Raw genomic sequence first — 25605 nt, 5'->3', positions numbered from 1 at the left:
AATCAGAAATTTCATTTGCTACAACAGGAAAATCCTCTCCCCCGATTCTTTCGGTGAACTGACGCGCAAAGCATATCTTTTCCGATGAGAGCAGGGATATAAGGGCTTGTACGGTTTTCGTGATCGCTCGTCAGAAACGGCAGTCAGGCAAAGCCGTCACGCCGCTTTGCAGCGGGGTCAAGTATGCCCGCGCCCCTTGCGCAGCCTCTGCTCCAGCCTTCTCAAACCCAGCGAAAGACCTATGGTCAGGAGCAGATAGACATAGGCCACGATCGAATAAGTCTCGAAAAAACGGAAGGAGCCGGAGGCATAGACCTTGCCCATCTGGGTGATATCGGCGACGCCCAGCACCGAGACGAGGGACGAGTCTTTGACCATGGCCACGAAATCATTGCCGAGCGGCGGCAGGATGACCCGCACCGCCTGCGGAAAGACCACCAGTCGGAAGCGCTGGTATCGCGAAAGCCCCAGCGCCTTGGCCGCCTCGACCTGTCCCTTGTCGACCGACAGAATGCCGGCGCGAAACACTTCGGCGATGAAGGCCGAATAGCCGATCGTCAGCGCGATGATCGCCCGCCACATCAAGGATACATCGCGCACCAGCATCGGCTCGATATAGCCGCTGTCGATCAGCGGCGTCAGCAGGAAGTTGATCACCGTCACAACCGCCGGAGCGCCGACAAAGGCGATATAGAACAGCAGCACGAGCACCGGGATGCCGCGGATCACCTCCGTGTAGAAGCGTGCCGTCTGCCGCAGAAAGGCACTGTCGGACAGCGCCATCAGCGCAATGCCCAACCCAAGGGCCGTTGCCAGTAGAAAGCCCACAAGCGTCACGAAGACGGTGATGCCGATGCCGGCAGAAACGACGGCAAAGACCTGGGAATAGACGTCATTGGCGATGATGACCGCGGCAAGAACCACGGCAATCACGACAAGGGCGACCAGCCACCAGGGATAGTCGCCCTTCGGCGTGGAATTTTGGGGATGGGCAGGCGTCATCGACGGACGATCATTGACCCATCTTGTAATCGACGAACCACTTCTTGTTCAGCGCATCCAGCGTGCCGTCCGCCTTGAGCGCGGCAATGGCGGCATTCACGGGCGCGACGAGGTCGGAGCCTTTCGGGAAGATGAAGCCGAAATCCTCGGTGCCGAGCGGTCCGCCGATGAGCTTCAGCTCGCCATTGGACGAATCGACATAGCCCTTGCCGGCCGTACCGTCCGTGAGCACGACATCGACATCGCCCGTCTTCAGCGACTGAACGGTCGCGCCGAAGGTTTCGAACAGCTTGATGCGTGGGTTCTGCTCGTTGCCATCAAGCACTTCATAGACAGCCGTGTAGAACGGCGTCGTGCCCGGCTGCGCGCCGACGAGGCCATCGGCAAAGTCCTTGAAGCTCTTGGCATCGGTAAAGCGGGTCTCATCGCCGCGCACCAGCATGAACTGTTCGGAACGCATATAGGGATCGGAGAAATCCACCTTTTCCTTGCGCTCGTCCTTGATGGTAATGCCGGTCATGCCGATATTGTACTGGCCGTCGGAAACCGACTGGATCATCGCGTCCCATGAGGTGTTCTGGTATTCGACCTTGAAGTTCAGCCGCTTGGCGATCTCGTTCATCGCATCATATTCCCAGCCGATTGCCTGGCCGGTCTTCGGATCAACGAACTGCAGCGGCGGATAGGCATTTTCGGTGACCACGACAACGCTCTTTCCGGCAAGATCAGGCAGATCGGCGGCGGAAGCGCTCAAGGGCGACAGAACAATGGCGGTCAGACCGGCGAGAACAAGGCGGCGGGAAAACATGGCGAGCTCCTGAATTATGGCGGTTGGAACCTGTCACAAATTCTGACGGGCTGGCAAGAGATGAGCTGCTCTACAGGCCTGTTTCACAGTCACAATTTCAAAATAGCGGAACAGCGGAACAGCGCGCACGGAACATGGTTATCTTTTGGGCACCATCAGCGGAAAAACTGCCTCCTTTCCGCCCGGCGCGCTTGCCCGTACGGTCCTCTCCACGGGAGGGCGCTCTGGCCAACCTCCGCCCCGCGGTTCCCGCATCGCCTGAAAGGAAGTTTGATGAACCAAACCACAATCTCGACTGCATTCGCACTTTTGCTGATGGGATCGACAATGGCAGCAATGCCTGTTCGCGCGCAGGAAGCCGTGGTCGCGGCATCTGACCCGGAATCGTTGTTTACAAGCCCCGACCCAAAGCTCCATGCCAACAAGCAGGTTGTCTACGGCATCATTCGCGATCTGCTCGAAGCCAATCACTGGGACAAGGCCGATCGTTATCTGACCGAGCGCTACATTCAACACAATCCGAACGCCGCCTCCGGCCGGGCCGGCGTGGTGGCGTACTTCACACAGGTCCTTAAGACCACACCATCGCCCATTCCCGAAAAGATCAAGACGCCTGTTGCCTTTGTGACGGCAGAAGGCGACCTCGTGACAGTCGGCCTTGTTCGGGAAGTGAAGGATGAGAAAGATCCCGCCAAGTCCTACACGACCACCTGGTACGACACCTGGCGGATAAAAGACGGAAAAGCGGACGAACATTGGGACCCGGCAACCAAGCCGTAAGCTAAATCACGCTCCGTGAATGCAGGTCAGGCGAGGCAGCAGAGATTGATCTGCTACCCGCTCATGCCCTTCCAATGAAACCCCGCTGCCGAGCGAATCATCACCCCGGAGACCGCGGGCCGACCGCGCAGCTCCCGGTGTGCCAAAAACAAAAAAGGCGACCCGAAGACCGCCTTTTCCGTCAATCCAAAAGGAATGAAGCTTATTCTGCTGCCGGCTCGGCTGCGGCTGCAGCGGCTGCTTCTTCAGCGGCCTTGGCGGCTGCTGCTTCTGCGGCTGCGGCATCGGCTGCTGCCTTTTCGGCGGCCAGCGCCTGCGCTGCTGCGACCTTTTCAGCTTCAATGCGTGCCTTTTCCTCGGCAACGGCAGCGCGTTCTGCGTCGTTCAGCTTGCGGGCGCGCGTGCCGGTATCTTCAACGATACGAGCCGACTTGCCGCGACGATCGCGCAGGTAATAGAGCTTGGCGCGACGAACCTTACCGCGGCGAACGATTTCAACGCCTTCGACCATCGGCGAATAAACCGGGAATACGCGCTCGACGCCTTCGCCGTAGGAGATCTTGCGAACGGTGAAGCTCTCGTTGATGCCGCCGCCGGAACGGGCGATGCAAACGCCTTCATAGGCCTGAACGCGGGTACGGGTGCCTTCCGTAACGCGGACGTTGACGCGCACAGTGTCGCCTGCGGAAAATTCCGGGAGCGTACGCTTGGCGGCGATCTTGGCGGCCTGTTCGGCTTCCAGCTGCTGAATGATGTTCATTGTCTAACCTTTTCAAGTTCTTCTGAAACAGCCAGAGCGCCCGGCAGCTTTTTGGACCATCCCAATAAGGATGCCTCCAAGCGTTGTCCCGGCAAAAGGACAGGAGCGAATTCACTATTCTTTGTTTTAAGGTGACGGGATTTTTCCCGAACCGGTCGGGCGAATACACCAAACAGCAGGCTTTGTCATCCCCAGGCCGCAAAAATTCTCGTCCGCCAAGACCGCGGAATGTCCTTCACGCGTCTTGCCGCCGACAGGCCTGCGGGCTATGTCCGATTCTAACGCTGGAGGAGCGCCGTGTCCATATCCACCATCATCATGCTGTTTCTGGCCGGCTTCCTGTCGAGCGCCGTCAATGCGATCGCAGGCGGCGGAACGTTTCTGACCTTTGGCGCCATGACGCTGGCCGGCCTGCCGCCGATCGTCGCCAATGCCACCTCCTCGATCGTGCAGTTCCCCGGCTATGTCACCTCCGCACTCGCCTATGCCAAGGAAATCCGCAAGGACATGCGCGAGGTGCTGGTGCTCGGCGCCATCTCCCTGGTCGGCGGTCTCGCTGGCGCGCTGATTCTCCTGTCGCTCTCCAATCCATCCTTCCGCGCCATGGTGCCCTGGCTTTTGCTGGCAGCCACAGCGATCTTCGCGGCTGGCCCGCTGTTGCGTCCAAAGGCCTCGACACAGGACACGCCATCCGGCCCGCTCGGCTGGGCGATCCAGTTCGTTACCGCAATCTATGGCGGCTTCTTCGGCGCCGGCATGGGCATCATGATGCTGGCGGGGCTCGGGCTCTCCAAGGGCGGCGACTATCACCGGCTGAATGCGCTGAAGAACGTGCTGGCCATGGTCATCGCCGCCGTCGCCATCGTGGTTTTTGCTGGTGGCAATGTCGTCGCCTGGCTGCAAGCTGCGGTGATGATCCCGGGCGGCGCGCTTGGCGGCTATGCCGGCGTCTGGCTCGCCCGCCGCGTACCGCAGGCGATCATCCGCGCGCTGGTCGTCGCCGTAGGGCTGCTGCTGGCGGTCTATTATTTCGTGACGGGATGATCCTGCCTGCGGGACTGCAAGCCGAACAGCGGACGGTGACATTCAAAACGCTACCTGAAAGCCACTTCCAGATGTTGACGGTCCTGGGCAATCACATGGCACCGCGTCTCAAATCCCTCGCCTTTGATCGACAGAACGAATTCTGAGGGTATGCCAGCTGAACTGGAAACCTGAAGGCCGGCGCTGTCGGAGCCAAAAGACTTGACGGTGCAGTCGATACTGGAGCGCCGATCGTTGAAAACGATCGTACCGGCTTTCAGGACGCGTCGCCGCGACCCTGTTCCCTGCGCCGCCTGAAGCGAGGCCCAGGAAACGCAACGCTTGCGGCCTTCATGCTTGGCTTGGTACATGGCCGCATCCGCCTGCGCCAGCAATGTCTCGATGTCCTTGCTGACCAACGTGAGGGTCGAAACGCCGAAACTGGCCGTCACATCGAGCGCGCCAAAATCACCGTCGATCGGGCGGGACGCAATCAACTCTCTGATCTTTTCAGCCACCGCGGCTGCACTCTCCCGATTGACATGTGGAAGAATGATCGCGAATTCCTCGCCACCGAGACGGCCGAACAGATCCCCTGCCCGCAACGCAGCCTTACATGTTGCCGCAACTCTTTTGAGAACCGCATCCCCTGCGGCATGGCCATAGGTGTCATTGACCTTCTTGAAATAATCAATGTCGAGCGTCAGGCAGGACAGATCATGCTGGTGGCGCAGCGCAAGCGAGATAAGCTGCTCGGCCTCCTGCTTGAAGGCGCGCCGTGTCAAAGCTTCGGTGAGGCTGTCGGTTGCCGCTGATTGCAGCAACTCTATCCGGTCCATCGCCAGAGCGGCTAGTTCGTGGAGCAAGCCAACATCGCGGTCGCTGAACGATCTTGGCCGGCGATCGATCGCGCAGACAGTTCCAATGATATGTCCGTCCTTCGTCGTGAGCGGTACGCCCGCATAAAAGCGAATATGCGTATCACCCGTCACGGCCGGATGTTGCGAGAAGCGCGGGTCTTTGCTGGCATCCTGCACGACCACCGCTTCTTCGCAGTCAACGACGTGACGGCAGAACGTATCGCCACGCGGGACCTCGTCGGATGGCAGTCCCGAGCAGGACTTGTACCACTGGCGATGTGCATCGATCAGCGTGACGAGACCGATATCGACCGTGAAGATTTCCTTGATCAGATTGACGATCCGGTCAAAACCCGCATCCCGTGGTGTGTCGAGAAGATCCAGGCTTTCCAAGGCTGCCAAGCGCTCGGTTTCGCGCTGCTGCGCTTCTACGGATGATTTTCCAAAGACCCTGCTGGTCATGTTCCTGTATTCCTCCCAACGGGACCGCATGAAGGATGCTTCACACCGGTTAACGAAGACTTGATCCGCAAGGCCAACATTTGAGACGTCTAAAAGACGGAAGCAGCATTTTTAGCGTGGCGAACTTAGGCCAGCCGCGCAACTCACAGGTCGTCTGCGATGACAGAAGTCAGGATTTCAGCAGATCCGGCCGCCGCTCGGCTGTGAGCTTGCGGGCCTCGGCGTTGCGCCATTTCTCGATCGCACCGTGATTGCCCGAGGTCAGCACCGCCGGGATCTCCTGCTCTTCGAAGACTTGCGGTCGCGTATAGTGGGGATGCTCCAGAAGTCCGCCCTCGAAGCTCTCATGCACCCCGGACAGATCATTGCCCATGACGCCCGGAAGGATGCGGACGATGGCATCGAGCAGGATCAGCGCCGCCGGCTCGCCCCCGGAAAGGATGTAGTCGCCGATCGAGACCTCTTCGAGCTTTCGCCCGTCGATGACACGCTGATCGACGCCTTCGAAGCGGCCGCAGACGATGATGGCGCCCGGCCCGGCCGCAAGTTCGCGCACGCGCGCCTGCGTCAGCGGCCTGCCGCGCGGGCTCATCAAAAGACGGGGACGATCGTCCCCGGCGGAGGCATGGTCGATTGCTTTTGCGAGAATATCGGGTTTCAGCACCATGCCGGCGCCGCCGCCGGCCGGCGTATCATCGACCGTGCGGTGCCGGTCCTCGGCAAAATCGCGGATCTGAAGCGTATCGATCGCCCAGTCCCCGCGCTCCAGCGCTCTGCCCGAAAGCGACTGCGCCAGATGCCCTGGAAAAATATCCGGATAAAGCGTCAGGACTGTTGCACGAAAGACCATAGCCTGGCGCTCACTTGCCCTTCGGCGGCTTCGAACCCTGAGCCGTGAAGGGGCTTTCCGGCTTGTCGTTCGGATCGTCGATCAGGCCGGCGGCCAGGGGATCAACCAGCATCGTGCCGGCCTCAAGGTCGATCTCGAGCACCGACCATTCGGTAAACGGGATGAGTACCGGACGCTTACCGGGGCCTTTCAGTTCCAGAAGGTCGCCGGCACCAAAATCGAAAACGCCGGTGACTGTGCCATAACTCTTGCCTTCGCCATCGATGGCTTCCAGCCCCTCGAGGTCGGCATAAAAGAACTCATCCTCGTCCAGATCGTCATCGGGCAGGTTGTCGCGCTCGATGTAGAGATCGAGACCATTCAGGGCCTCGGCCGCGTTACGGTCGTTGACGCCGCGGAAGCGGACGACGACGACAGTCTTGGCTTCACGGATTTCCAGCACTTCGAAAGAGCGCCCGTCCAGACTGTGCAGATGGCCGTAGTCACCAAGGGCAACCGGATCCTCTGCATAGGATTTGGCCCGCACTTCACCGCGCAGTCCTTGGGCACCACCTATCGTCGCCATCAGGACGGGATTCGTCAGTTTGCTCATAAGTCCGGGTCCAGTTTTCGCAATTGCAAAGGCTCATAAACGAAAACGGGCAGCGTGGAAACGCTGCCCGTTCGCAATATCAGTTTTTCGAGCGATTACTCGGCAGCGGCTGCAGCGGCGTCTTCGGCCTTCTGCTTGGCTTCCGCGAGGCGCTCCTGCGCCTTCTTGCCCGGCAGCGCCTTGGTCGGATTGACGCGGGCTTCGCGGGTCACAATGCCGGCTTCGTTGAGGAAGCGCAGAACGCGGTCGGTCGGCAGCGCGCCGTTCGACATCCAGTAGGCGATACGCTCATTGTTGAGTTCAACGCGCTTTGCATCGTCCTTCTTGAGCATCGGGTTCCAGGAACCGACCTTTTCGAGGAAGCGGCCGTCGCGCGGCGAACGGGCGTCGGCGATAACGATCTGGTAGAACGGGCGCTTCTTGGAACCACCGCGGGCGAGACGAATTTTCAGTGCCATGTCATGTACTCCTTGAGATAATTTCACCGCGTTGAGCGGCAAGTTCGTTTGTTTTAAAGCTGGTCAATCCTTGAGATCGGCAGCAATGGCTTCATGATGCCGGATAACTTCGTGGATGATGAAGTTCAGGAACTTCTCCGCGAAATCCGGGTCCAGATGTGCGTCCTCGGCAAGCTGCCTGAGACGGGCGATCTGGTATTCCTCGCGCGCCGGGTCCGCCGGCGGCAAATTATGTTTGGCTTTCAGCACGCCCACCGCCTTGGTGCAGCGAAACCGTTCAGCCAGCATGTGCACGAGCGCCGCATCGATATTGTCGATCGACTGGCGGTAGCCCGAAAGTTCTCTTTTGATCTCGGGATCAATCATCGTCCCCAAACCCTCACTTCTTCTTCGGCAGGCCGGGAAGGCCCGGCAATCCGCCGAGACCAGGCAGTTTCATGCCGCCAAGCCCAGGCAGTCCGCCACCACCCATGCCCGGCATGCCTTTGCCGAGACCGGCGGCTTCCGCCTGCTTCTGCAGGGCTTCGAGCTGTTTCGGGTCCAACTTCGACAGGTCAGGCATGCCGCTCATTCCGCCCATCCCGCCACCCAAACCCATTTTGCCGGCAAGGCCGCCCATCATCTGCTTCATCATGCCGCCGCCCTTCTTGCCACCCATCATTTTCATCATGTCGGCCATCTGGCGGTGCATTTTCAAAAGCTTGTTGATGTCGCTCGCATCCGTTCCGGAACCCGCCGCGATGCGCTTCTTGCGCGAATGCTTCAGCATATCGGGATTGGCGCGCTCGGCCTTGGTCATCGAGGAGATGATCGCGAGATGACGCCCGAACATGCGGTCGTCGAGACCGGCAGACGCCATCTTGTCCTTCATGCCGCCCATGCCGGGCATCATGCCCATGATCCCGCCCATGCCGCCAAGGCTCTGCATCTGGCGCAACTGGTCGGCAAGGTCGTTGAGATCGAACTTGCCGGTCTTCATCTTGGCGGCCATGGCCGCCGCCTTCTCGGCATCGATGTTCTCGGCAGCCTTCTCGACGAGCGAGACGATGTCGCCCATGCCGAGGATGCGGTCGGCGACGCGGCGCGGATGGAACTCCTCGAGTTCCGTCATCTTTTCGCCGACACCGATCAGCTTGATCGGCTTGCCGGTCACGGCACGCATCGAAAGGGCGGCACCGCCACGGCCATCGCCGTCCATACGGGTCAGCACAAGGCCGGTAATGCCGACGCGCTCATCGAAATTGCGAGCGAGATTGACAGCGTCCTGACCGGTCAGCGCATCCGCCACCAGCAGAATTTCGTGCGGATTGGACTTCCGCTTGATCTCCGCCATCTCCATCATCAGCGGCTCGTCGATATGGGTGCGGCCGGCCGTATCGAGGATGACGATATCATGGCCGCCGAGCTTGGCGGCCTGCACGGCGCGCGCGGCGATATCGGTCGGCGACTGGCCGGCAATGATCGGCAGTGTATCGACGCCGGTCTGCACGCCAAGCTGGCGCAACTGCTCCTGGGCTGCCGGACGGCGCGTGTCGAGCGACGCCATCAGGACTTTTTCTTCTCGCGCGTTGTCAGTCGCAGCGCGATCTTGCCGGTCGTCGTGGTTTTACCCGAGCCCTGCAGACCGACCATCATGATGACAACCGGGGCCGCGGCATTGAGATCAACGCCCACGCCGTCCGAGCCGAGCATCTCGATCAGCTCGTCATGGACGATCTTGACGACCATCTGCCCGGGCTTGATCGACTTCAGGACGGCAGCGCCAACGGCCTTTTCACGCACCTTATCGGTGAACTGGCGAACCACTTCGAGCGCGACGTCGGCTTCCAGCAGCGCACGGCGCACTTCGCGCAGGGCAGCCGAGACATCGGCTTCCGACAGCGCGCCACGGCCGGTCAATCCATTCAGGATTGACCCAAGGCGGTCCTGGAGACTTTCAAACATCCGTTCATCCTTTTTCGGGGTGCGTTCGCGTATCCCGAAACGTTGGTATCACCAGCTTCGAAAACAAGACGCAAAGCCAAAAAGCACCCGAGGGCGCAGCGCGCTGTCGGGTGTTGACCTCCGGGATCTCTTTATACCTTTGACGGGTCCCGGTCGGCGGCTTCAAGTCTGTTCACTTGTCAGCTGATGGCGGCGGTAAACAGGAAAATGGCGGATAAGTCAAGACCGCGGCCATTTCCGCACCGGGACAATGGCCGGCATTGCCAAATTTACCATCCACTTTCATTGGATGCTAACCGGATTGTGTCAACCCTGCTGTCGTAATCGGCGCGATCACGTTTTCGGCAGGCTCTGGCGAGACGGAAACGGCCTGTGTAGATTACCTCAGGGATTTGCGTTGGGCTGCAATTGAGGCGGCCACTCAGGACAGGTGGTCAATGGCGAAGCAAGGCAATCCTTATTACCAAGGCCCTGTTTCCGACCATTTCGATGGGGTGCGCTTCTTCAATCCGGGCGGCGAGGCCCCGAAGGGCTTTCGCGACCTTCTGCGCTGGCAGTTTGGCGGCGGCAAGATCGCCTGGCCCAAGTCCCACGCACTCACAGCCCTGCCAACAAAGCCGGACACGATGATCGGCGGCGCCGGCCTGCGCGTCACCATGGTCGGCCATGCCACACTGCTGATCCAGGTCGCGGGTCTGAACATCCTCACCGACCCGGTCTGGTCAACACGTGCCAGCCCCGTCTCCTTCGCCGGCCCGAAGCGCGCCACGGAAGCCGGGATTCGCTTCGACGACCTTCCGCCGATCGACGTCGTTCTCGTCACGCACAATCACTACGACCATCTGGATATCGCAACGCTGCGCGCCCTGCATGCCCGCTTCAAGCCGCGCATCATCACACCACTCGGCAATGACGCGATCATCGATCCGGCTCTCCCCGATGCGGAAATCACCACAATGGATTGGGGCGACGGCATCAATGTCATCGATGGTGTCGCGCTTTACTGTGAACCCTGCCATCACTGGTCGGCCAGAGGCTCCTTCGATCGCAGCATGGCGCTGTGGAGCGCCTTTATCCTGACCACGCCCGCCGGCAAGATCTATCACATCGGCGATACGGGCTTTCACGATGCCATCAACTATCGCGCAGCGGCCGAGAAATACGGGCCCTTCCGCCTCGCCAATCTGCCGATCGGCGCCTATGAGCCGCGCTGGTTCATGAAAGCCCAGCACCAGAACCCTGAAGAGGCCGTCGAGGGCCTGATCGCCTGCGGCGCGGAATACGCCGTCGGCCATCACTGGGGCACATTCCGCCTGACCAACGAGGGCATGCACGACCCTGCCCGGGCCCTGGAAACCGCCCTCGACGAAAAGGGCATCGCCCGCGACCGGTTCCGCGCCTTGTCGCCGGGCGACGTGTTTGAGGTTCCGGCCCCCTAGCCACGCGCCGCCCCACTGGTAATTTCCGCGCTTTTCCGCCATATACACCGCAACAGGCAGTGGAATGGGCGTCATGGGCGATACGGTCGAATTTGCGAAGATGAATGGACTTGGCAACAAGATCCTGGTGATCGACATGCGTGGCCGCAAGGATCGTGTGACGCCAGAAGCGGCGATCGTGCTCAACGCCCATCCCGATACCGCCTTCGACCAGATCATGGCGATCCACGATCCAAAGGCCGACGGCACCGATGCCTGGATCGACATCCTCAACTGCGATGGCACCAAGGCGCAGGCCTGCGGCAACGGCACGCGTTGCGTCGTCCAGGCGCTTTCGGCGGAGACCGGCCGCAAGGCTTTCACCTTCCAGACGGTCGCCGGCATCCTCAATGCGCAGGAGCATGAGGACGGCACGATTTCCGTCGACATGGGCAAGCCGGTGTTCGAGTGGGACCGTATTCCGCTCTCGGAAGAATTCTACGATACCAGCCGTATCGAGCTGCAGATCGGCCCGATCGATGCGCCGATCCTGCATTCGCCCTCGGTCATGTCGATGGGCAATCCCCATGCGATCTTCTGGGTCAATCGTGACGTCATGTCGTTCGATCTCGAACGCTTCGGCCCATTGCTCGAAAACCATCCGATGTTTCCCGAGCGCGCCAATATCACGCTAGCGCAGGTCACTTCGCCAACGTCGCTGACCACACGCACCTGGGAGCGCGGCGCCGGGCTGACGCTTGCCTGCGGCTCGGCCGCCTGCGCTGCCGCCGTTTCTGCCGCGCGCACGGGCAGAACCGGCCGCACCGTTGACATCAAGGTTGCCAGCGCAACACCGCCCGGCATGCTGTCGATTGCATGGCGTGAAAGTGACGATCATGTCGTCATGACCGGCCCCGCCGAATGGGAATGGTCCGGCACGGTCGATCCCTCGACCGGCGCCTGGATGCGAAGTGATGCGACAGCGAGCGAACAGGCCCGCGCGCTTTGAGCGGCGTCGACATCATAACCTTCGGCTGTCGGCTCAATACCTACGAATCGGAAGTGATGCGCAGCGAGGCCGAAAAGGCCGGGCTGAACAACGCCATCCTCGTCAACACCTGCGCGGTCACCGGTGAGGCCGTGCGCCAGGCCCGCCAGGCCATTCGCCGTGCACGGCGCGAAAACCCGCATGCCCGCATCATCGTCACCGGCTGCGCGGCGCAGACCGAAAGCCAAGCCTTCGCAGACATGCCGGAAGTGGACACGGTTCTCGGCAACGAAGAAAAACTCAAAAGTGCCTCCTACCGCGCCCTGCCCGATTTCGGCGTTTCGGCCGAGGAAAAGCTGCGCGTCAACGACATCATGAGCGTGCGGGAAACCGCGCCGCAGATGGTGAAGCTGATCGAAGGCCATGTACGCGCCTTCATCCAGGTCCAGAACGGCTGCGATCACCGCTGCACCTTCTGCATCATTCCCTATGGACGCGGCAATTCGCGCTCGGTACCGATGGGTGCGGTGGTCGATCAGGCGCGCAAGCTTGCCGAAAACGGTTATCGCGAGATCGTGCTGACCGGCGTCGATGCCACCAGCTATGGCGCCGATCTTCCGGGAACGCCGACGCTCGGGCTACTGGCCAAGACCCTTTTGAAACAGGTGCCGGAAATCCTGCGTCTGCGTCTCTCCTCGATCGACAGCATTGAGGTGGACAGCCATCTGATGGACCTGATCGCCGACGAGCCGCGCTTCATGCCGCATCTGCACCTGTCGCTTCAGCATGGCGACGACATGATCCTCAAGCGCATGAAGCGCCGCCATAGCCGCACGGATGCCCTGCGTTTCATCGAGGATGTACGAAAACTACGTCCCGAGGTGAGCTTCGGTGCCGACATGATCGCCGGTTTCCCGACCGAGACCGAAGAGATGTTTGCAAATGCCGCCAATCTCGCGGAAGAAGCCGGCATCGCCCATCTGCATGTGTTTCCCTACTCGCCGCGTGAAGGAACGCCGGCAGCCCGGATGCCGCAACTCGACCGGGCGCTGGTGAAGGAACGGGCCGCAAGGTTGCGCGCCACTGGACTTCGGCTGCACGAAGCCCATCTTGACAGCATGGTCGGAACCCAGCAAAGCCTGCTCGTCGAGAACAACGGCCTGGCGCATACCGAAAATTTCACACTGGTCGCCGTTCCCGGGCTCGCGCCGCGTGCCATTTTGCAGGCAACAATCACCGGTCACAATGGCCGGCACCTTACGATGCAACAGACGGCCGCTTGAGCGGCCCGAGCTTACGGACTCCAAATGGCGCTCAGCTTTTTCAAAAGGTCTTCACCTTCGGCAAGGACAAGCCGGCGCAAGCGGAGCCCGCCGCAACGCCCATTGTCGATGAGGTGATGGATCTTGCCGAATCCGCCTTCAGCCCGTCGGAAACGCGCGCCATAGAAGCCGAACTCGAACCCCATTCCCGCAGCGAGACCCTGCCCCTGGCCTCCGATCCGGTGCATCCGCAGGAAATGGAAACGGCAGGTGGGCCTTCCGCCGACATCGAGGACGACGGATCTACGGCGCCGACCGCGGAAGACGAAACCTTGGCAATCCTCCCGGCCACCGAGCAGATTGGCGATCTCGGGCTCATTCCGCTGTCGCTGCTGGAGGCTGAAGCCGAAGCGGCGGAAGTTTCTGACATTGAGATACCCCCTCTGTCCCTCCGGGACATCTCCCCCACAAGGGGGAGATCAAATCGAGGTTGATGAACCTTCCACCGGACAAGCACTGTCAGGAGAAGCGCCAGAGATGGCCGCGAGTCCAATCTCCCCACCTGTGGGGGAGATGTCGGTGCAACCGACAGAGGGGGTGAAGCGTCCTCAATCTCAGACACGCCGATTGAAGCCCCCATCCTCCCCAAGGGCTTCGCCACCGGCCCGGACCTCGAACCGGAACCCGTTGCACCAGCACAAAAACTCACCTGGTACCAGCGCCTGCGACAAGGCCTTGCCCGCACATCGTCGCAGCTGACCGGCCAGATCACCGCGCTGTTCACCAAACGCAAGCTGGATGAAGAAACGCTGCAGGATCTGGAGGATCTTCTGATCCAGGCGGATCTTGGGCTTGAGACGGCATTGCGTATCACCGACACCCTGTCATCCGAGCGCTACGGCAAGGATGTCAGCGGCGAGGACGTGACGCGGATCATGGCCGCCGAGATCACCAAGGTTCTTGGACCGGTCGCCAAGCCGCTGCAGCTTGATCTCAGCCACAAGCCGCATGTCATTCTCGTGGTCGGCGTCAACGGCACCGGCAAGACGACGACCATCGGCAAGCTGGCCGCAAAGCTCTCAGGCGCGGGGCTGAAGGTGATGCTGGCGGCAGGCGACACCTTCCGCGCCGCGGCCATCGAGCAGCTCAAGATCTGGGCCGAACGCACGAAATCCGACATCGTCTCTTCCAAGCTCGGCGCCGATGCGGCCGGCCTTGCCTATGAGGCCTTCGAGCAGGCGCGCTTGAAAAAAGCGACGTGCTGATCATCGACACGGCCGGCCGCCTGCAGAACAAGACGGAGCTGATGGCCGAGCTTGAAAAGATCGTGCGCGTGCTCGGCAAGCTCGATCCCGATGCGCCCCATACCGTGCTGCAGACGCTGGATGCGACGACCGGCCAGAACGCCCTGAACCAGGTGGAAATCTTCCGCAATGTCGCGGGCGTCAACGGACTGATCATGACCAAGCTCGACGGCACCGCGCGCGGCGGCATCCTCGTCGCCATCTCCGCCAAGCACAAGCTGCCGGTCTATTTCATCGGCGTCGGCGAAGGCATCGATGACCTCGAACCCTTCGAAGCCAAGGATTTCGCCGAAGCCATCGCCGGACTTGCCCATTGACCCGGATATCGTTTTGCCATTTTGCTGGTGTTTTAGAGACCGTAACCCGTCATCCTAGGGCCTGACCTGAGGATGACGACGAGACAGACGAATGAAGCCGCGCACCGGGCACGCAACGCAATGACTTTAGGAACGACATCATGTCATCGATCGAAGCGGTCAAGCCGCGCAAGGAAATCAGCCCGTTGCTCAAGATGGTGCTGGAACTCGGGCCCCTGGTCGTCTTCTTCTTCGCCAATGCGCGCGGCGAATGGTTGGCTGCGCGTTTTCCGGTGCTAACCGATTTCGGCGGCCCGATCTTCATCGCCACCGGTCTTTTCATGATCGCAACCGCGATTGCTCTGTCCGCGTCCTGGCTGTTGACCCGGTCGCTGCCGATCATGCCGCTGATATCAGGTGTCGTCGTTTTCATCTTCGGCGCGCTGACGCTCTACCTGCAGAACGACACCTTCATCAAGGTCAAGCCGACCATCGTCAACGCCCTGTTCGGCACCATCCTGCTCGGCGGTCTGCTCTTCGGCAAATCGCTGCTCGGCTACGTCTTCCATGCCGCCTTCAAGCTCGACGATGCCGGCTGGCGCAAGCTGACGATCCGCTGGGGCCTGTTCTTCCTGTTCCTCGCCGTTCTGAACGAAGTCGTCTGGCGCAATTTCTCGACCGATTTCTGGGTCGCCTTCAAAGTCTGGGGCACCATGCCGATCACCATCCTCTTCACGCTGGCCCAGATGCCGCTGATCATGAAACACGGCACCGAAACGACTGAAGACGGAGCCGCCAAGCCGTGAGCGATATCGCCTCTTCCGGACAACAGCCTTCGGCTTCGCGGTTTTTCCTGATCGCGAGTTTCGCCGTCCTCCTGGTCCAGATCGTCACCGAATATTTCATGGGCCGCGTCCCCATCTGCGAATGCGGCTACATCAAACTGTTCGAGCCCGTTGCCAATGGCCCAGGCAATTCGCAGCACCTCGCCGATTGGTACACACCCTCGCACATCATCCATGGCTTCCTGTTCTACGGCCTTGGACATCTCCTGCTGCGCGCCAAGCCGCTATCGGCCAAGCTGCTGTTGGCCACCGTCATCGAAGCCGCTTGGGAAATTCTGGAAAACACGCCGCTGATCATCGATCGCTACAGGGCAGCGACCATCTCGCTCGATTATTTCGGCGACAGCATCCTGAATTCGGCGATGGACACCATCTTCATGATGCTCGGTTTCCTGTTTGCCGCGCGCATGCCGGTCGCCGTGACTCTCGTCGTCGCCATCATCTTCGAGCTTTTCACCGGCTGGCTGATCCGCGACAACCTGACGCTCAACGTGCTGATGCTGGTCTGGCCGCTCGATGCAGTCAAGGCCTGGCAGGGCGGCGTTTAGCTGCCCGCAGCTGGCGCTGCCGCCTGTCCTGCCGCTGCCTTTTCGATGGCCGGAAGCAGGCCTTCCTGCAGGCTGCGCTGGTCGAACGGGCCGACGCGCTTGTAGACGATCATGCCGTTGGCATCGACCAGATAGGATTCCGGAATACCGTAGACGCCCCAGTCGATGGCCGCCTTGCCGCGCGGATCGACGCCGATGGCGGAGAACGGATTGCCGAGTTCTCCTAGGAACCGTAGTGCGTTGGCGGTCTCGTCCTTGTAGTTGATGCCGACCACCGTCAGCCGCTTGTCTTTTGCAAGTTCAAGGATAATAGGGTTTTCCTCGCGGCAGGGAATGCACCAGGATGCCCAGACATTGACCAGCGTCAGCTTGCCTTTGATTGACGCATCGGTCAGCGCAGGCATCGGCGTGGTACCGAACATCGCACCCGCAAGAGGCGGCATGTCGAGCGTCGGCGCCTTGGTGCCGATCAGCGCAGACGGGATCTCGCTGATATCCTTGCCGGATTGCAGCTGGCTGAAGAAGATGGCGGCGAGCGCTGCGAATATAATGAGGGGCAGCAACGCAAAGACAATACGCATCTTGCCCGAGCGGCTCTCTTCCGGCAGAGCCGGCGTTTCGGTCGTCATTGCGCCTCTCCGGCTGCTGTTGATGCGGACCGGCGGCGAATGCCCGCGTCCTCAAGCGCTTTCAACTCGCGCCGACGACCGCGGCCATCCGCGAGCACCCAGAGGATCAATCCCGCGACGGTGAAGGCCGCTATACCGTAGCTGGCGATCACATAACCGGTGTGGCTCATCATCGTTTCTGTCCTTCCATACCACCGGCATCGGCCATGCCGACCGCGCGTGCGGCCTGGCGACGCATCGACGTCACCCGCCGGCGCCAGATTTCGTTGCGCATGGCCGCGATGTGCAGGGTAAAAACAGCATTGTGAAGGCGAGCGCCATGACAAGCAGCGGCCGCAGGAATTCCGGATCGATCGCCGGACCGTCAAGCCGCAGGACACTTGCCGGCTGATGCAGCGTGTTCCACCATTCGACGGAAAACTTGATGATCGGAATATTGACGAAGCCGACGAGAATAAGGATCGCCGAGACCTTTGCCGCCTTGCCCGGATCATCCATGGCGCGGTTGAGCGCGATCAGGCCGAGATACATCAGGAACAGCACAAAGACGGAGGTCAGTCGCGCATCCCACACCCACCAGGCGCCCCACATCGGCTTGCCCCAGAGCGAACCGGTGACCAATGCGAGAAAGGTAAAGCAGGCACCGATCGGCGCCGCCGCCCGGGCCGACACATCCGCCAGCGGATGGCGCCAGACCAGTGTTCCCAGCGCCGAAAGCGCCATCACGGTGTAGCACATCATCGACAGCCAGGCGGCCGGCACGTGCACATACATGATGCGCACCGTCTCGCCCTGCTGGTAATCGCCCTCGGTGGTAAAACAGAGATAGAGGCCGACGGCAAACAGAAGGGCGGTCAAACCGGAAAACCACGGCAGCAAACGCTCCGCCAATCCGATGAACCGGGTGGGATTGGCAAGGTCGCTGAATTTGCGGATGGCAAGGCTTTGTTCGCTCATGATGCTTCTTTAACGCGGAAGAGGTTTATCTTCAATCAACCCGGCACGATCACGTTTTTGTCAGTCCGACGACGAGCGAAGCGCTGCCGCCGCAGCCAGCGGACCGATGACGGCAAAAAACAGGGTGATGGCGATCAGGATCAGGAACGGCGGCAGGAACGGCGCCGGATCCTCGACTGCTGCATAGGCCGCACTGACGCCGAAAATCAGCACCGGAATGGCAAGCGGCAGGACCAGGATCGACACCAGCAATCCGCCGCGCGGCAGGGCCACCGCCACGGCAGCCCCGACCGCACCGATGAAGGTGATCGCCGGCGTGCCGACCAGCAGCGTCAGCATGGTCGCGCCGATCGCCACTTCGTTCATGTTCATGAAAAGCCCAAGCAGCGGGGAGGCAATCACCAGCGGCAGCCCGGAGGCCGTCCAGTGGGCCAGGCACTTGACGAGAACGGTCAGCACCAAAGGCGTTTCCTGCATCAGCATCACATCGAGCGACCCGTCCTCGCGTTCGGCCTGGAACAGCCGGTCGAGCCCGAGAAGGCAGGCAAGCAACGCGCCGATCCAGAGAATGGCCGGCCCGATGCGCGACAAAAGATTGAGATCAGGGCCAACCCCGAACGGAATGACGGCAACCACCGTCATGAAGAACAGGACGCCAATCAACGCCCCGCCACCGGCGCGCACGGAGAGTTTGAGGTCGCGGAGGAAAAGGGCGATCATCGGTAGGTTCCTCCCGCGCGGAAAGTTTCGCCCCCTCTGTCGGCCATGCCGACATCTCCCCCACAAGGGGGAGATTATTCTTTTCCCTAACCGCTCCCGTGTTGAGGGTGAGGGACGCTCGACAGTCTCGGCCGATCTCCCCCTTGTGGGGGAGATGTCACGTAGTGACAGAGAGGGGTAGTCGCCGCAAACACGGACATCAAATCACGTCCCCCACACCCGCAAACCCCGTCATCCGCAACTCCCGAACGCCGTCGATCCCCAGCGGCTGGTGCGTTGCGGCAACGACGATGCCGCCCTTTTCGAGATGGATGCGGACGAGGCCTGCAAACATGCGGTCGGCGCTGGCATCGAGCGCAGCCGTCGGTTCGTCCAGCAGCCAGACAGGACGGTAGGCGACAAGCAGCCGCGCCATCGCCATGCGGCGTTGCTGGCCGGCGGAGAGATAGCCGAATGGCAGGTGGCCGATACCGGACAGACCCAGAGCCTCAATCGCCACGTCAACCGGCAGGCCGTTACCATCAGGCGAATCACCCATGAAGTCCTGCCAGAAAACCAGGTTCTCGCCGACCGTCAGTTCGCGCTTCATTGCATTTCGATGCCCGAGATAGTGGCTGGATTCGGCAAGGTTGGGGCTCCCGGCACCCTCGATCCGAACCCTGCCCGTTTCCGGCGGCAAAAGCCCCGACAGGGCGCGCAGGAGCGTCGACTTTCCCGACCCGTTCGCACCCGTCACGACAAGCGCTTCGCCGGCCCTAAGAACAAAGGAAATATCGTGGAAAATCAGGTCCTCACCGCGTCTGGCAGCCAAATCTTCCACATGCAGTTTCACCGGCATTCACGATCCCTTTACGACGTTCGTCGCAATGCGAAAAAATTGTCTCAATTTGAGGAGAGTTGGTCTGGCACGTTTCTGAGAAATTATCTATAAACGCCCCAACACGCCAGCGGTCGGCGTGAATTTCATCCTAGCGCCCGAACATGGAAGTTTTCCACGTACGGACAGCGGAAATGGCCGTACCCGCATCCCAATTCGCGCTCCCAAAGCGCAAGGGCGTTCGTACGTCAGTTCTTGGCGATCAAACGGAACGGGGTAACCAGTGTCCAAATCCCTTGACAGTTTTAATTGTCGTTCGACTCTCACCGTAAATGGCGTCGATTACGTCTACTATAGCCTGCCGAAAGCCGAAGCGAATGGCCTCGCCGGCGTCTCCAAGCTGCCCTATTCGATGAAGGTGTTGCTCGAGAACCTGCTGCGCAACGAGGACGGTCGCTCCGTCGTCAAGCAGGACATCCTCAATATCGCCGCCTGGCTGACCGACAAGGGCACGGCTGAAAACGAAATCGCCTATCGCCCCGCCCGCGTGCTGATGCAGGACTTCACCGGCGTTCCGGCTGTGGTCGATCTGGCTGCCATGCGCGACGCCATGGTCAATCTCGGTGGCGACCCGGAAAAGATCAACCCGCTGGTTCCCGTCGACCTCGTCATCGACCATTCGGTTATCGTCGATGAATTCGGCACCCCGACCGCCTTTGCCCGCAACGTCGAACTCGAATACGAGCGCAACGGCGAGCGCTACCGCTTCCTGAAGTGGGGGCAGCAGGCCTTCAAGAATTTCCGCGTCGTTCCTCCGGGCACCGGCATCTGTCATCAGGTCAACCTCGAATATCTCGGCCAGACGGTCTGGACGAAGGAAGAAGACGGCGAGATCACCGCCTATCCGGATACCTGCGTCGGCACCGACAGCCACACGACGATGATCAACGGCCTCGGCGTTCTCGGCTGGGGCGTCGGCGGCATCGAGGCGGAAGCGGCCATGCTCGGCCAGCCGGTCTCCATGCTCCTGCCGGAAGTCATCGGCTTCAAGCTGACCGGCAAGCTCAAGGAAGGCGTCACCGCCACCGACCTCGTGCTGATGGTCGTGCAGATGCTGCGCAAGAAGGGCGTCGTCTCGAAGTTCGTCGAATTCTTCGGCCCCGGCCTCGACAACATGACGCTCGCCGACCGCGCAACGATCGGCAACATGGGCCCGGAATATGGCGCGACCTGCGGCTTCTTCCCGGTCGATAGCGAAACCATCAACTACCTCACCATGTCCGGCCGCGAAGAACAGCGCATCGCGCTGGTCGAAGCCTATTCCAAGGCTCAAGGCATGTGGCGTGAAGGCGACGGCGCCGATCTGGTCTTCACCGACACGCTCGAACTCGACCTCGGCCAGGTTGTTCCTGCCATGGCCGGCCCCAAGCGTCCGGAAGGCCGCATTCCGCTGGAAAACATCGCATCCGGTTTCGCCGGTTCGCTGGAAGGCGAATACAAGAAGCCGGGCCAGCTCGATGCGCGCTACGCCGTCGAAGGTGCCGACTACGATATCGGCCATGGCGACGTCGCCATTGCCGCCATCACGTCCTGCACCAACACGTCCAACCCGAGCGTCCTCATCGCTGCCGGCCTTCTTGCCCGCAACGCGGTCGCCAAGGGCCTGAAGTCGGCCCCGTGGGTCAAGACCTCGCTCGCACCCGGATCCCAGGTGGTCGGCGAGTATCTCGAAAAGTCGGGTCTTCAGAAGGATCTCGACGCGCTCGGCTTCAACCTCGTCGGCTTCGGCTGCACGACCTGCATCGGTAATTCCGGTCCGCTGCCGGCGCCGATTTCCAAGACGATCAACGAGAAAGGCCTGATCATGTCGGGCGTGCTCTCGGGCAACCGCAACTTCGAAGGCCGCATTTCGCCGGACGTCCAGGCGAACTATCTCGCCTCGCCGCCGCTGGTCGTCGCCTATGCGCTCGCCGGCACCGTCCAGAAGGACCTGACGACCGAACCGCTCGGTATCGGCAGCGACGGACAGCCGGTGTTCCTCAAGGACATCTGGCCGACCTCGCAGGAAATCCAGGAATACATCCTGAAATACGTCACCCGCGCACTCTACGCATCGAAATATGCCGACGTGTTCAAGGGCGACGTCAACTGGCAGGCCGTCCAGATTCCGGAAGGCCAGACCTATGCCTGGGATGACAACTCGACCTATGTCCAGAACCCGCCCTATTTCATCGGCATGGGCAAGTCCGGTTCGGGCATCTCCGACATCAAGGGCGCCCGCGTTCTTGGCCTGTTCGGCGACAAGATCACCACCGACCATATCTCGCCGGCCGGTTCGATCAAGGCGGCCTCGCCAGCCGGTGCATACCTTATCGGCCATGGCGTCGGCGTTGCCGACTTCAACCAGTACGGCACGCGCCGCGGCAACCATGAAGTGATGATGCGCGGCACGTTTGCCAATATCCGCATCCGCAACCACATGATGGGACCGAACGGCAAGGAAGGTGGCTACACGATCCACTATCCTTCGAAGGAAGAGATGTCGATCTACGACGCCGCCATGCAGTACAAGGCCGAAGGCGTTCCGCTGGTCATCTTCGCCGGTGTCGAATACGGCAACGGCTCGTCGCGCGACTGGGCGGCCAAGGGCACCAATCTTCTCGGCGTCAAGGCCGTGATCGCCCAGTCCTTCGAGCGCATCCACCGCTCCAACCTCGTCGGCATGGGTATCGTGCCCTTCGTCTTCGAAGAAGGAACAACCTGGGAATCGCTTGGCCTCAAGGGCGACGAGAGCGTCACGATCGACAATCTCGGCAATGTCCAGCCGCGTGAAAAGCGCGTCGCGGTCATCACCTATGGCGATGGATCCGTGAAGGAAGTGCCGCTCGTCTGCCGTATCGATACGCTGGACGAAGTGACCTATATGAACAATGGCGGCATCCTGCAGACCGTTCTGCGCGACCTCGCTGCCTGATCGACCCTTGTAATATCTTGATGAAGCCGGGGTGCCAACGCCCCGGCTTTTTTCGTTTCCGGAAAAGAGCGCACCGGCTCACTCCAACGTGACTTTCTGTTGAAGTGCATGCGGCGTATGACAGGGCCGAGAAGGGAACTCCTCCGAACACAGGATCGTCGTGCTCGAAGAGCCATGCGGTCTCACCGATTTTTTACCTGCGCTGGGATATATGTTCCAGACGCCTCTTGATGGTATGCGCGAAGGAATGGAACGTCTGATGTCTGGAACGCGCAACGTCCGTCGCCTGCTCATGGCCCTGGGTTTCGGTGTGACCGCCTCCCTGCCTGCCTTTGCCGATGACGTGTCGCCAACCGGCGTGGTTGAGCTTTTTACCAGCCAGGGCTGCTCGTCCTGCCCGCCGGCCGATGCCGCGCTGAAGCGCCTGGTCGAAGAGGGAAAAGTTGTCGCCCTTTCCTATCATGTCGATTACTGGAACTATCTCGGCTGGCAGGACACGCTCGGTTCGAAAGAAAACACGGCCCGCCAATATGCCTATGCAAAGGCGCTCGGTCGCAATGGCGTTTATACGCCGCAAGCGGTGATCAACGGACGCGACCATGTCAACGGCTCCGATCTTGCCGGCATCAAGACGCGGGTCGAAACGATGGCTGCCGGTGGCGAAGGCCTCACGGTCAAGATCGGCGCCCGGATCGGCCGCGAAGAGATCGACATCGATGTCGGAGCCGGTGAAGGCAAGGCGGATGTCGTCGTGGTCTATTTTAATCGCCGGCAAACCGTTGATATCGAAAAGGGCGAAAACAGCGGCAAGCGCGTCGATTATTGGCATGCCGTGCGCGACGTCCAGACGATCGGTATGTGGAATGGCAAGGCATCGAAATTCGTCCTGCCGGCTTCGGTGCTGAAGCAGGGCGAAAGCGGGGGCTGTGCGATCCTGTTGCAAACGGTCGAGGACGGCCAAAAGCCAAGAGCCATCCTCGGCGCGACCACCATCCTGGCCGGTGACACGGCCAACTGACGGCTGCTTCGCATGACAATCGGTTCGGCCCGGTAACAACGAGGGGCTGGGGCTGAGGGTTCGAAGGTACCGGACCGAACCAACCATAGTCTTGAAGAGCGAATGCCTCCAACAGGCTATGGTGCCGCAATGGACAGGGTGGCAACCGACCGTCCACGGGCGACACCTCGCAATATTGCGGTCAATCTGGGCATGGTTTTGGCTGAAATAGGGCGGATGTAAAAAAGCAAATGGGCTTGCGGCTTGATTTTCGGTCAAGGTCAGGCACACTGTAACGGTCCTGTCACAATACAAGGCCGGAAAAAGAATGACAGATCAGCCGGATTTGCCGCGTGGTGATACGCGGTCGGAGCGTGAGACCGCATCGAACGTCGTCGTCGATCTGCACGAATACCGCCATGCCCGCGACCCGCTGCCCATCACCTTCCATCGTCGGGAACTGGACCTTATCCTGCGGATCTATGGCCGCATGGTCGGCGAAGGCGACTGGCGCGATTACGCCATCGACCACCTGAAGGACCGGGCGGTCTTCTCCGTGTTCAAGCGATCAGGGGAAACCCCGCTGTACCGGATCGAGAAAACCCGAAGCTCGCCGCCAAGCAAGGTGCTTTTTGCGTCATTGACGTCAACGGCCGGATTCTGAAGCGCGGCCAGGAATTGCCCCAGGTCCTCAAGGTTTTCGACAAGGCTTTAAAGCTGATCGACACCTGAACCAGCCCGTGGCGCCTTGTTCGCCGCAAATCTTCAGCGACGATGGAGCGTATCGGGATAGACGTCCAGCTGCGGATCGCTCTGCGTGCCCCCGCCTAATGCCAACTGCATGATGATCGTGTCTAGCCAGCGGCCGTGCTTGAAGCCGGTGCCCTTCATCAGTCCGCCATGCTCGAAGCCGGCAGCAAGGTGTACGGCGACCGAAGCGGGGTGCGCGCCGCCGATAACGGCAACCATCTGCCGGAAACCAAGAACCGTGCACCGTTCGATAAGGTCCGCCAGGAGACGCTTTCCAACGCCTTTGCCGCGGGCTTCCGGCGCCAGGTAGATCGAATCCTCGACCAGAAAACGATAGGCAGCGCGGGTGCGAAAAGCCGAGGCATAGGCATATCCAAGAACCTTGCCCGCTTCGTCCTGTGCCACGATATAGGGATAGCCGTTGCCGGTAATCGTCGCGAAACGTTCCGCCATCTCCGTTTCGTCCGGCGGCGTCATCTCGTAACTCGCCACCCCGTTCATGACCGATTCGCTATAGATGGCCGTGATAACAGGAAGATCGGCAAGGATGGCATCGCGCAGGGATAAGGTCACGGCATCTGTCCAGACATGTTCAGTATCCCTGTTCTCTGACACGACAGGGCTCTTGGTTCAAGCTTTCCACTGGCCACAAAAAAGGCGGCCGAAGCCGCCTTTTCAAATCGCGTCCGGTTCAGACTATTCGCGGTTTCCGAGGAAACGCAGCATGAACAGGAACAGGTTGATGAAGTCGAGATACAGCGTCAGCGCGCCCATGATGGCCTTGCGGCCCGCAGCTTCGACGCTATCTGCCTCGTAGTACATTTCCTTGATCTTCTGGGTATCGTAGGCGGTGAGACCAGCAAAAATCAGAACGCCGATTGCGGAAATCGCAAACTCTAGCGCCGAAGAGGCCAGGAAGATATTGACGATCGAGGCGATGATCAGGCCGAACAGGCCCATGATCAGGAACGAGCCCATGCCCGTCAGGTCACGCTTCGTCGTATAGCCGAAGAGAGACAGGGCGCCGAACGAGGCCGCCGTGACGAAGAACGTCTGGGTGATGCTCTGGCCGGTATAGATCAGGAAGATAGACGACAGCGAGAGACCCATCAGACCCGCGTAAATCCAGAAGGTTGTCTGCGCCGCAGAAACGCTCATGGAATTGATGCGGAAGCTTAAGAAAAAGACGAGCGCCAGCGGAGCGAGCATCACGACCCACTTCAGCGGGCTAACATAGATCGCCTGGCCGAATGCCGTCAGTTGTCCGTCGGCAAAGGCAAATTGAAATGCTGCGTAGGCGGCGATACCCGTGATCGCGAGACCCAGCGCCATCAGGTTGTAGACCTTCAGCATATAGGTGCGCAGACCCTGGTCGATCACTGCCCCCGCCTGCGCGCCGGCAGGCGACACTCGGGTTTGGTAGTTACGAAGATCAGCCATAGTTTCCTCTTTCAAGCCCCATTTAGGTTACGGTGTCAGGTGCGGACCGGAGACATGTTCAAGCACGTCGTCTTCACGAACCAGGCGCCGCTGCGGGGCTCCAGCATGCGTGAATAGAATA

Annotated in this window: 23 protein-coding genes and 4 pseudogenes; 11 read left to right on the top strand and 16 right to left on the bottom strand. The window is 60.6% G+C overall.

Annotation, left to right across the window (positions count from 1 at the left end; translation table 11 throughout):
* Positions 1–177: 177 nt before the first annotated feature.
* Positions 178–1002 carry an amino acid ABC transporter permease gene (locus P6U16_RS13310; protein ID WP_277700966.1) on the bottom strand — a complete coding sequence of 275 codons (825 nt, stop codon included), beginning with the start codon at positions 1000–1002 and terminating at the stop codon, positions 178–180.
* Positions 1003–1012: 10 nt separating this feature from the next.
* Positions 1013–1810 (bottom strand): basic amino acid ABC transporter substrate-binding protein, encoded by a 798-nt coding sequence (locus P6U16_RS13305; protein ID WP_277700965.1) that lies wholly within the window; start codon positions 1808–1810, stop codon positions 1013–1015.
* A gap of 273 nt (positions 1811–2083) precedes the next feature.
* Between P6U16_RS13305 and P6U16_RS13300 the strand changes: the two genes are divergently transcribed.
* Positions 2084–2590, top strand: a complete 507-nt coding sequence (locus P6U16_RS13300) for a nuclear transport factor 2 family protein (RefSeq protein ID WP_277700964.1) — start codon at positions 2084–2086, stop codon at positions 2588–2590.
* Between the two features lie 202 nt (positions 2591–2792).
* On the opposite strand, the gene rplS is transcribed toward P6U16_RS13300, so the two are convergent.
* Positions 2793–3350 (bottom strand): 50S ribosomal protein L19, encoded by a 558-nt coding sequence (gene rplS, locus P6U16_RS13295; protein ID WP_277700963.1) that lies wholly within the window; start codon positions 3348–3350, stop codon positions 2793–2795.
* A gap of 297 nt (positions 3351–3647) precedes the next feature.
* Here rplS and P6U16_RS13290 point away from each other — a divergent pair, with 297 nt between their 5' ends.
* Positions 3648–4394, top strand: coding sequence for a sulfite exporter TauE/SafE family protein (locus P6U16_RS13290; RefSeq protein ID WP_277700962.1), 747 nt, complete (start codon positions 3648–3650; stop codon positions 4392–4394).
* A 50-nt stretch (positions 4395–4444) separates the two neighbouring features.
* On the opposite strand, the gene P6U16_RS13285 is transcribed toward P6U16_RS13290, so the two are convergent.
* From P6U16_RS13285 to ffh, 6 genes and pseudogenes are all read right to left on the bottom strand, one after another.
* Positions 4445–5695, bottom strand: a complete 1251-nt coding sequence (locus P6U16_RS13285; RefSeq protein WP_277700961.1) for a sensor domain-containing diguanylate cyclase — start codon at positions 5693–5695, stop codon at positions 4445–4447.
* Between the two features lie 169 nt (positions 5696–5864).
* Positions 5865–6545: a tRNA (guanosine(37)-N1)-methyltransferase TrmD gene (trmD, locus tag P6U16_RS13280; protein ID WP_277700960.1), complete on the bottom strand. Its 681-nt coding sequence runs from the start codon at positions 6543–6545 to the stop codon at positions 5865–5867.
* A gap of 10 nt (positions 6546–6555) precedes the next feature.
* Positions 6556–7137, bottom strand: a complete 582-nt coding sequence (rimM, locus tag P6U16_RS13275; RefSeq protein WP_277700959.1) for a ribosome maturation factor RimM — start codon at positions 7135–7137, stop codon at positions 6556–6558.
* Between the two features lie 95 nt (positions 7138–7232).
* The gene (rpsP, locus tag P6U16_RS13270) at positions 7233–7595 is read right to left on the bottom strand and encodes a 30S ribosomal protein S16 (protein WP_277700958.1); all 363 of its coding nucleotides are present in this window, start codon (positions 7593–7595) and stop codon (positions 7233–7235) included.
* A gap of 63 nt (positions 7596–7658) precedes the next feature.
* Positions 7659–7961 carry a chorismate mutase gene (locus P6U16_RS13265; protein ID WP_277700957.1) on the bottom strand — a complete coding sequence of 101 codons (303 nt, stop codon included), beginning with the start codon at positions 7959–7961 and terminating at the stop codon, positions 7659–7661.
* Positions 7962–7974: 13 nt separating this feature from the next.
* Positions 7975–9539: pseudogene (ffh, locus tag P6U16_RS13260) on the bottom strand (signal recognition particle protein).
* A gap of 437 nt (positions 9540–9976) precedes the next feature.
* On the opposite strand from ffh, the gene P6U16_RS13255 reads away from it, so the two are divergent.
* The 6 genes and pseudogenes from P6U16_RS13255 to P6U16_RS13225 all read left to right on the top strand — a co-directional run bounded on the left by P6U16_RS13255 (position 9977) and on the right by P6U16_RS13225 (position 16200).
* Complete coding sequence (locus P6U16_RS13255; RefSeq protein ID WP_277700956.1) at positions 9977–10978, top strand: MBL fold metallo-hydrolase; 1002 nt, start codon at positions 9977–9979, stop codon at positions 10976–10978.
* A gap of 73 nt (positions 10979–11051) precedes the next feature.
* The gene (dapF, locus tag P6U16_RS13250; RefSeq protein ID WP_277700955.1) at positions 11052–11966 is read left to right on the top strand and encodes a diaminopimelate epimerase; all 915 of its coding nucleotides are present in this window, start codon (positions 11052–11054) and stop codon (positions 11964–11966) included.
* Complete coding sequence (gene mtaB / locus P6U16_RS13245; protein ID WP_277700954.1) at positions 11963–13228, top strand: tRNA (N(6)-L-threonylcarbamoyladenosine(37)-C(2))-methylthiotransferase MtaB; 1266 nt, start codon at positions 11963–11965, stop codon at positions 13226–13228. Before dapF ends, mtaB begins: the two co-directional genes overlap by 4 nt.
* Positions 13229–13344: 116 nt before the next feature.
* Positions 13345–14828 (top strand): annotated as a pseudogene (ftsY, locus tag P6U16_RS13235) (signal recognition particle-docking protein FtsY).
* A 140-nt stretch (positions 14829–14968) separates the two neighbouring features.
* On the top strand, positions 14969–15613 hold the full coding sequence (locus P6U16_RS13230; protein WP_277700952.1) for a septation protein A: 645 nt from the start codon (positions 14969–14971) through the stop codon (positions 15611–15613).
* Positions 15614–15618: 5 nt separating this feature from the next.
* Positions 15619–16200, top strand: coding sequence for a DUF2585 domain-containing protein (locus P6U16_RS13225; RefSeq protein WP_277703843.1), 582 nt, complete (start codon positions 15619–15621; stop codon positions 16198–16200).
* Here P6U16_RS13225 and P6U16_RS13220 read toward each other — a convergent pair.
* The 5 genes and pseudogenes from P6U16_RS13220 to ccmA all read right to left on the bottom strand — a co-directional run bounded on the left by P6U16_RS13220 (position 16197) and on the right by ccmA (position 19338).
* The gene (locus P6U16_RS13220) at positions 16197–16829 is read right to left on the bottom strand and encodes a DsbE family thiol:disulfide interchange protein (protein WP_277700951.1); all 633 of its coding nucleotides are present in this window, start codon (positions 16827–16829) and stop codon (positions 16197–16199) included. The genes P6U16_RS13225 and P6U16_RS13220 overlap by 4 nt on opposite strands.
* Positions 16826–17002, bottom strand: coding sequence for a heme exporter protein CcmD (gene ccmD / locus P6U16_RS13215; RefSeq protein WP_277700950.1), 177 nt, complete (start codon positions 17000–17002; stop codon positions 16826–16828). Before ccmD ends, P6U16_RS13220 begins: the two co-directional genes overlap by 4 nt.
* A pseudogene (locus P6U16_RS13210) lies at positions 16999–17786 on the bottom strand (heme ABC transporter permease). Before P6U16_RS13210 ends, ccmD begins: the two are co-directional and overlap by 4 nt.
* Before the next feature lie 60 nt (positions 17787–17846).
* A complete protein-coding gene (ccmB, locus tag P6U16_RS13205) occupies positions 17847–18506 on the bottom strand; it encodes a heme exporter protein CcmB (protein WP_277700949.1) in 660 nt (219 codons plus the stop codon).
* Positions 18507–18705: 199 nt separating this feature from the next.
* Positions 18706–19338, bottom strand: coding sequence for a heme ABC exporter ATP-binding protein CcmA (ccmA, locus tag P6U16_RS13200; protein ID WP_277703842.1), 633 nt, complete (start codon positions 19336–19338; stop codon positions 18706–18708).
* Between the two features lie 268 nt (positions 19339–19606).
* On the opposite strand from ccmA, the gene acnA reads away from it, so the two are divergent.
* From acnA to P6U16_RS13185, 3 genes and pseudogenes are all read left to right on the top strand, one after another.
* Entirely contained in the window at positions 19607–22297 is a 2691-nt protein-coding gene (gene acnA / locus P6U16_RS13195) for an aconitate hydratase AcnA (RefSeq protein WP_277700948.1), read from the top strand.
* A gap of 292 nt (positions 22298–22589) precedes the next feature.
* A complete protein-coding gene (locus tag P6U16_RS13190) occupies positions 22590–23315 on the top strand; it encodes a thioredoxin family protein (protein WP_277703841.1) in 726 nt (241 codons plus the stop codon).
* A gap of 307 nt (positions 23316–23622) precedes the next feature.
* Positions 23623–24026: pseudogene (locus P6U16_RS13185) on the top strand (DUF2794 domain-containing protein).
* 33 nt (positions 24027–24059) lie between these two features.
* Here P6U16_RS13185 and P6U16_RS13180 read toward each other — a convergent pair.
* Positions 24060–24617 carry a GNAT family N-acetyltransferase gene (locus P6U16_RS13180; RefSeq protein ID WP_277700947.1) on the bottom strand — a complete coding sequence of 186 codons (558 nt, stop codon included), beginning with the start codon at positions 24615–24617 and terminating at the stop codon, positions 24060–24062.
* Between the two features lie 123 nt (positions 24618–24740).
* Positions 24741–25484 carry a Bax inhibitor-1/YccA family protein gene (locus tag P6U16_RS13175; protein ID WP_277700946.1) on the bottom strand — a complete coding sequence of 248 codons (744 nt, stop codon included), beginning with the start codon at positions 25482–25484 and terminating at the stop codon, positions 24741–24743.
* Positions 25485–25605: the final 121 nt, after the last annotated feature.

It is taken from the genome of Rhizobium sp. 32-5/1 (assembly GCF_029537235.1).
Classification (GTDB): domain Bacteria; phylum Pseudomonadota; class Alphaproteobacteria; order Rhizobiales; family Rhizobiaceae; genus Pararhizobium.
Note: the sequence above shows the minus strand (reverse complement) of the source record. Positions and strands in the feature narration are given on the sequence as shown.